General features: G+C 72.8%; 7 protein-coding genes. All 7 read right to left on the bottom strand.

Translation table 11 applies throughout. The annotated features are described in order from the left end of the window. On the bottom strand, positions 1-989 hold a 989-nt coding region (locus ABZ342_RS48705), incomplete at its 3' end, for an MSMEG_0565 family glycosyltransferase (RefSeq protein WP_360488867.1). Then, positions 989-1,819, bottom strand: a complete 831-nt coding sequence (locus tag ABZ342_RS48700; RefSeq protein WP_360488865.1) for a carbon-nitrogen hydrolase family protein — start codon at positions 1,817-1,819, stop codon at positions 989-991. The genes ABZ342_RS48700 and ABZ342_RS48705, both read right to left, overlap by 1 nt. After that, positions 1,820-2,650, bottom strand: coding sequence for a carbon-nitrogen hydrolase family protein (locus ABZ342_RS48695; protein ID WP_360488862.1), 831 nt, complete (start codon positions 2,648-2,650; stop codon positions 1,820-1,822). It lies immediately after the preceding gene. Beyond that, positions 2,647-4,017: an MSMEG_0567/sll0787 family protein gene (locus ABZ342_RS48690; RefSeq protein WP_360488859.1), complete on the bottom strand. Its 1,371-nt coding sequence runs from the start codon at positions 4,015-4,017 to the stop codon at positions 2,647-2,649. The genes ABZ342_RS48695 and ABZ342_RS48690 overlap by 4 nt, the downstream gene beginning before the upstream one ends. 1 nt (position 4,018) lies before the next feature. Beyond that, complete coding sequence (locus ABZ342_RS48685) at positions 4,019-5,089, bottom strand: MSMEG_0568 family radical SAM protein (RefSeq protein ID WP_360488856.1); 1,071 nt, start codon at positions 5,087-5,089, stop codon at positions 4,019-4,021. A gap of 10 nt (positions 5,090-5,099) precedes the next feature. After that, entirely contained in the window at positions 5,100-5,612 is a 513-nt protein-coding gene (locus ABZ342_RS48680; RefSeq protein WP_003073383.1) for an MSMEG_0572/Sll0783 family nitrogen starvation response protein, read from the bottom strand. Positions 5,613-5,616: 4 nt separating this feature from the next. Next, positions 5,617-6,322: amidohydrolase family protein (locus ABZ342_RS48675; RefSeq protein WP_360488852.1), on the bottom strand; the 706-nt coding region annotated here is incomplete at its 5' end.

The following is a 6,322-nucleotide window of genomic DNA, read 5'->3' as shown; positions in this document are numbered from 1 at the left end:
CCGGCGTCACCGTGCCGGCCAGCAGGTAGGAGCGGCGGAAGGAGGAGGCACGGACGATCGCGAGCCCGGGCGAAGCCGGGTGGGTCGGTGGCGAACCGCGCGGCGCCGCCGAAGACCTCCCGCAGCACCGGCAGATCGCGCGTCACCACCGGAACCCCGGCCGCCAGGGCCTCCATCGCGGCCAGCCCGAAACCCTCCTTGGTGGAGGGAAAGGCGAACACCGCCGCCGAAGCCGTCAGCGACGGCAGCTCGTCGTGCGCCACCGGGCCCAGCACGACCGGCGAGACGCCCAGCTCGGCGGCGCGCTTCTCCCAGCGCGTCCGGTAGTCGCGGTAGTCGAACAGCGTCTCGCCGCCGGCGATGAGCAGCCGGAGGTCCGGCTCGGCCAGCAACGCATACGCCTCCAGCAGGTCCAGCGAGCCCTTCCGCGGCTCGATCCCGCCCACCGCCAGGACGTATCGCCCCCGCGAAGAGGTACGCGGCGCGGTCGCGAAGCGGTCGTAGTCGACGCCGTTGGGAATCACCGCGGCCTCGATGCCCCAGCCGTCGCGCACCTCGGCGGCGACGGACGCCGACACGCAGATGTGCGCGTACGGCCGGACGATCGCGCGTTCGTGGCAGGCCGCCAGCTCCGGCGTCGTGAAGGTGTCGAGGTGGTGGATCGTGCGGACGCACCGGTCGACGGCGTTCGCGCTGATGCAGTCCTGCGCGTGCACGATGTCGTACGCGTCCGGGGTGAACGCGGCCCGCAGCACCGCGATCGAGCGCAGGATCCGCTCGCCGACGCTCTCGCCGGGGACATCCGGGAAGGGGACGATCTCCTGCCGCACCGCGGGGTCCACCGGCCGGAAGAACCCCGCGTCGCCGCCGCGCCCGAGCGTCCACACGGTGACGTCCTCACCGAGCGCCGCCAGCGCCTCGGCCAGGGCGAGCGTGTGCACGACGCCGCCGCGCGGCTTGGTCGAGTAGCTCAGCAGGGCGATGCGCATCAGGCCTCCCGGTAAACCGACGGTTTCCGTTCCCCCAGGTGGTGCAGGACCCGGCGGGCGTTCGCGAGCTCCTGCCCGACGTCCAGCTCGGCGACCGCGATGCCGGCCTTCGACCAGGTCCGGGCGAGGATCTCCCCGCCCGGCCCGACGACCTTGGCCTGGCCGAGGAACCGCATCCCGCCCATCGCGCCCGTCTGGTTGGACGAGACGAGCACGACCTGGTTCTCCGCCGCCCGCGCCTGGTCGTAGAGGTCGAACAGCCGTGACTGGCGGTCCTGCGCCATCCGCGGCGCGCGGTTGGTGATGCTGGTCGGCCACGCGCTCAGGCAGGCGACGATGTCGGCGCCGTCGACGGCGAGGGACCGGGCCGACTCGGGGAACGTCTTGTCGTAGTCGATCAGCATGCCCAGCCGCCCGACCGGCGTGTCGAACGCGGCGAACCGGTCACCCGCCTCGTAGGCGATGCTCTCCCCCGGCGGCTGGTGCACCTTGCGGTGCCGGCCGAGCACGCCGTCGCCGGTCACGCACAGCGCGGAGTTGTAGCGGCGTGGCCCGTCCGCTTCGCAGTAGCCGACGCAGACCACCATCTCCGCGGCCAGCGACCGGACGGCCTTCAGCTCCGGCCCGTCGGGGTCGAGGGCCGGCGGGAGCGCTTCCGGGTCCGGATGGCGCAGGTCGGCGAGGTAGCCGCCGAGCGCCGCGTCCGGCAGCACCAGCAACGCCGCGCCCGACGAGCGCGCGTGGTCGATCAGCGTCGCGATGCGCTGCAGGTCGAAGTCGAGGTCGCGGCCGAAGTGCGCGGCGACGGCGGCGATCCGGATCTGCCCCATTCACGGGACACTAACGGGGTAGGCGTCGGGCCGTCTGTCCGCCAGGTGTCCCATCGACCGCCGCGCCGTGGCCAGCGCGGCCTGGACGTCGATCTCGGCGATCGCCATGCCTTCGGCGACCCCGGTGTCGGCGACGACCTCACCGCCGGGATCGACGATCTTCGCGCCCGCGACGAACCGGAGGTCGCCGAAGGTGCCGGACTGGTTGGCCGAGACCCAGACGATCTGGTTCTCCAGTGCGCGGGCCCGGTCGAACAGGTCGAACCGCCGCTTCCAGCGGTCCTGGGCCAGGTCGGGAGCCGCGTTGGTCCGGCTGCCGGGCCAGGCGCTCATGCAGACGACGATCTCGGCGCCGTCCAGGGCCAGCGCCCGCGCCGACTCGGGGAAAGCCTTGTCGTAGCAGATCATCATGCCCAGCCGCCCGACCGGCGTGTCGAACGCGGCGAACCCGCGGCCGGCGCCGTAGCTGGCGTTTTCGGCCAGGGGCTGGTGCACCTTGCGGTGGTGGCCGAGGACGCCGTCGCCGGTCACGCAGACCGCGGAGTTGTAGCGGCGGCCGTCGGCGAGTTCGCAGTACCCCGCCGTGACGACGAGGTCACCGGCCAGGGCGGCCAGCCGCCCGATCTCCGGGCCGTCGGCGGCCAGCGCGGGTGGCCCCTCGGCGCCGCCGTCGAGGTTGGCGAGGTAGCCCCCGAGCGCCGCTTCGGGCAGGGCCAGCAGCCGGACCCCCTCGGCCTTCGCCTCGCCGATCAGCTTCTCGATGCGGGCGAAGTCGCCCTCGAGGTCACGGTCGAACGGCGCGGCGACCGCGGCCATCCTCAGCGTCGTCATGAGTTCCCCAATCCGGTGACGCCGCCGTCGATGGCGGGCGTCGATTCGCCGTCGGGCCAGCGCAGCGTGACGCCGGTGCCCGCGACCAGTTCGCCGCAGTCCGCGGTGACCGCCGGGCCCGCGGGCGCGGGTGCGCCCGTGGTCAGCATCGCGAAGCCCGGGAAGCAGGTCAGCCAGTCCCCTGTGGACGCTCCGCGCGGCCGCGGCACGCGCTCGACGTCCAGCACGGCGCCGCAGCCGGACGCCTCGGCGAGCATGCCGAGGGTGCCCGCGATCCCGGCCATCGAGACGTCCTTGGCCGCCGACGGCCGGGCCTTCGCGACCGAGCCGAGCAGTTCCCGCAGCTCGGGCGTGCGGCGGGAACTGGTCGAGTCCCACTGGCGTCCGGTGTAGCCCGGCCGCCAGCCGCCGCCGAGATCGGCGGTGAGCCAGACGCGCTGCCCCGGCTCGCCGCCGCCACCGGGCACCGGGTCGGCGGTCCGGCCCAGCGCCGTCACCGAAAGCGAGGCCGGGACGCCGAACTGCGTGTGCCCGCCGAGCACCGGCACGCCGTACGCCTCGCTCGCCTTCCGCAGTCCGCTCAGGACTCTCGCGGCGAAGGACGCGTCACGCGCACCCAGCGCGTCGAGCAGCCCGGTCGGGGCGGCGCCCATCGCGGCCAGGTCGTTGAGGTTCACCAGGACCGAGCACCAGCCCGCCCATTCCGGGTCGCGCTCGACCATCGACGGGATGATCGCGTCGCAGGCCGCGACGACGTCGGTGCCGGGCAGCGGCACACCGTCGTCGCCGATGAAGCCGGGTACGCCGGTCAGTCCTTGCAGCAGCGGGCCGAGCGCGGCCTTGGTCGAGCGGGCCAGTGCGGCGATCCGGCCGATCGGCCACCGCATCAGGACGTGGTCGTGCCCGGCCACGGTCACCGGCCGCACCCGCTGCCAGCCGAGCCGGGTGAACATCCGCTCGGTGCGCGTCTGGACGGTCGCCTCGAACCGCAGCGCGCCTTCGGCTTCGGCCCGCGCACAGGCCGCGCGGACCAGCGCCGAGCCGATCCCGGCCGGCGAGCCGGGCGCGACGACCAGGCGGCCGCCCTGCCACCACCCGATGTCGGGTCCGTCGGTCGCCGGGCCGAGGCGAACGCCACCCAGCACCGTGTTGTGGTTGTCCCGGGCGACCAGGACCAGGGTGCGCGGGTCGGTGTCGTGGTCGTCGAGGTCGTGTCCGGCGAAAAGTCCCTGCCGCGCCACGAAAGCTTCGTGGCGCAACGCGCGGTACGCGGTCAGTCCACTGTGGCCGGCTTCGCCGATGGAGAACGCCGGGCGGGCGGCGACACTGCGGACGTCACCCAGCAACGCGAGGATGTCGTGGTCCACGTCAGCCACCCGCCGCGCTGAGCAGGCCGCAGGCACCGCACGCGGCACAGCCCGCGCCCTGGTCGGCGCCGGTCATCCCGGCCGCCCGCAGCAGCGCGGCGATCCGGCCGGTGACGTCGGCGACCAGCGCGGGCGAAGGCGCGGTCGCGCCGTCCCGCCGGGCCAGCGTGCCGACCATCGGCCGCATCGGCACGGCGAACGGGTAGACGCCCAGGTCGATCAGCCGTCCGGCACCGTCCACAAGGGAGTCCGGATCCTCGCCGAGCCCGATCAGCAAGTACGTCGAGACGCGGTTGCGGCCGAAGACGCGGACCGCTTCCACCCACGCGGCTTCGTACTCCGCCAGCGGCACGGTCGACTTGCCCGGCATCCAGCGCCGCCGGACGTCGTCGTCCAGCGACTCGACGTGGATGCCGATCGACGTCGCCCCGGCGTCGCGCAGGTCCTGGAGCACGCCCAGATCGCCCGGCGGCTCGATCTGCACCTGGATCGGCAGCCCCGGCACGGCGTCGAGCACCGCGCGGACGCAGCGCACGAGGTGCCGCGCGCCGCGGTCGGGCCCGGACGTCGTGCCGGTCGTCATCACCATCTGCCGGACGCCGTCGAGCCGCACCGCCGCCTCGGCGACTTCCGCGAGCTGCTGCGGGGTCTTCGCGGCCACTGTGGACCCCGCCCGCAGCGACTCCTCGATGGTGCAGAACCGGCAGCGCTGGTCCTCGGTGTACCGGATGCACGTCTGCACGACGGTCGTCGCGAGGACGTCCTTGCCGTGCAGCAGCGCGATCTTCCGGTACGGCACACCGTCCGCGGTGGACAGATCGTAGAACCGCGGCCGGCCGACCGGCGCGACGCTCAGGCCGAGGTCGACCGTCTCGCGGAAGATCCGGCCGTCACGGACGGCGTACGGGCTGTCGGGGTTCAGCGGCAGCGTGGCGTTGGCACCGTCGACCACCAGGTGGCCGTCGTCGCTCGGCCCGGCGCCTTTGCTGCGCTGCACAGGTGCGTCCACACGCACTCCGCGGACGGCGATGTCGGCGCGGGTTTCCAGGTCTTCTTCGATGCCAACGCGCACAGACCGCTCCCTAGAACATGTAGGTGGAGTTGATGATCGCGCCCTTGCGCGCGTAGTGGATCAGCGCGTCCTGGACGTCGAGGGGGTGCGTCGGGATGACGCCCTCGATGAGGTCCTCCTCGCGGGCGCCGTGCAGCGAGAGGCCGAAGCGGCAGCAGTACGCCTTGCCGCCCTCGCTGATGAACGTCTTGAGCTGGTCGTTGATGTTCAGCTCGCCCGGGAACGCGGCGTTGCCGGTGGTCGGGAAGCCGCGGGTGGCCAGGCAGTTCAACGAACCCGGGCCGTAGAAGTAGATCGCGGCTTCGAAGCCCTTCCGCAGCGCGCGGGTCGCCTGCAGGATCGCGACGAAGCTCACCGACGACTCGTGCGCGATGCCGTGCACGAGCGTGAAGTAGCTCTGGCCGGGTTCGGCCTGGTAGTCCGGGAAGACCTTGGTCCCGCCGTACAGGTTGGAGCCCTGCGGCAGCGACGGGTGCGGGATCTCGTCGAGGCTGGTCTTCTCGGTCTCGGTCAGCTCTGCCATCGGTCTATTTCCCTTTCTTCGGTCCGTACAGCACATCGAACGTGCCGCGGAAAACCAGGTCGGCGAGCTCGCCGTCGCCGGCCGCGGCGGCCAGCTTGGCGAGTTCGCCCTCGTGATCGCCCCACGGCTCGTCGGAGGCGAACAGCACGCGGTCGTGGCCGAGGCCCCGGCGTGAGATCTCCTCGACGAGCCAGCGGGGGGTGAAGCCGATCGCCCAGGACAGGTCCGTGTAGACCTGCTTCCCGGCGGCGATCCAGTCGAAGAAGCGGCCGCCGACGAGCTTGATGTGCCCGCTCATCCCGCCGCCGAAGTGGACGAGGTGCAGCTTGACGTCGCCGGCGTAGGCGTCGACGAGCTTGCCGACCTCGTCGATGTCGGACGCCGCGCCCGGCGAGGTGTGGACGTGCACGACGAGGTCGTGCTCCCGCGCGGTGGCGAAGATCTTGTCCAGCTGCGGCCTGCACGCGGGGTCGGAGGCCTTGCCACCCAGCAGGAAGCTGAGCTTGAGCGCTCGCACACCGTCCTCGCCCGCCAGCTTCAACGCCTCGTCGGTCCGGTCGGCGTCTTCGGCTCTCGGAGACACCCACAGCGCGGCGCTGATCCGGTCGTCCTTGCCCGCCGCTTCGACGCAGAGTTCGTTGAAGGAGAACGCGATCGCCGGGTCCGGGACGCCGTAGTTGGGGATCACCAGCGCGCGTAGGCCAGGTACT

Source organism: Amycolatopsis sp. NPDC005961 (assembly GCF_040629235.1).
GTDB lineage: Bacteria > Actinomycetota > Actinomycetes > Mycobacteriales > Pseudonocardiaceae > Amycolatopsis > Amycolatopsis camponoti.
Note: the sequence above shows the minus strand (reverse complement) of the source record. Positions and strands in the feature narration are given on the sequence as shown.

Bases quoted from the DNA above. Each gene is read 5' to 3' on its own strand.
- ABZ342_RS48700 (WP_360488865.1), bottom strand. From the start codon at position 1,819: ATGGGGCAGATCCGGATCGCCGCCGTCGCCGCGCACTTCGGCCGCGAC.
- ABZ342_RS48695 (WP_360488862.1), bottom strand. From the start codon at position 2,650: ATGACGACGCTGAGGATGGCCGCGGTCGCCGCGCCGTTCGACCGTGAC.
- ABZ342_RS48680 (WP_003073383.1), bottom strand. From the start codon at position 5,612: ATGGCAGAGCTGACCGAGACCGAGAAGACCAGCCTCGACGAGATCCCG.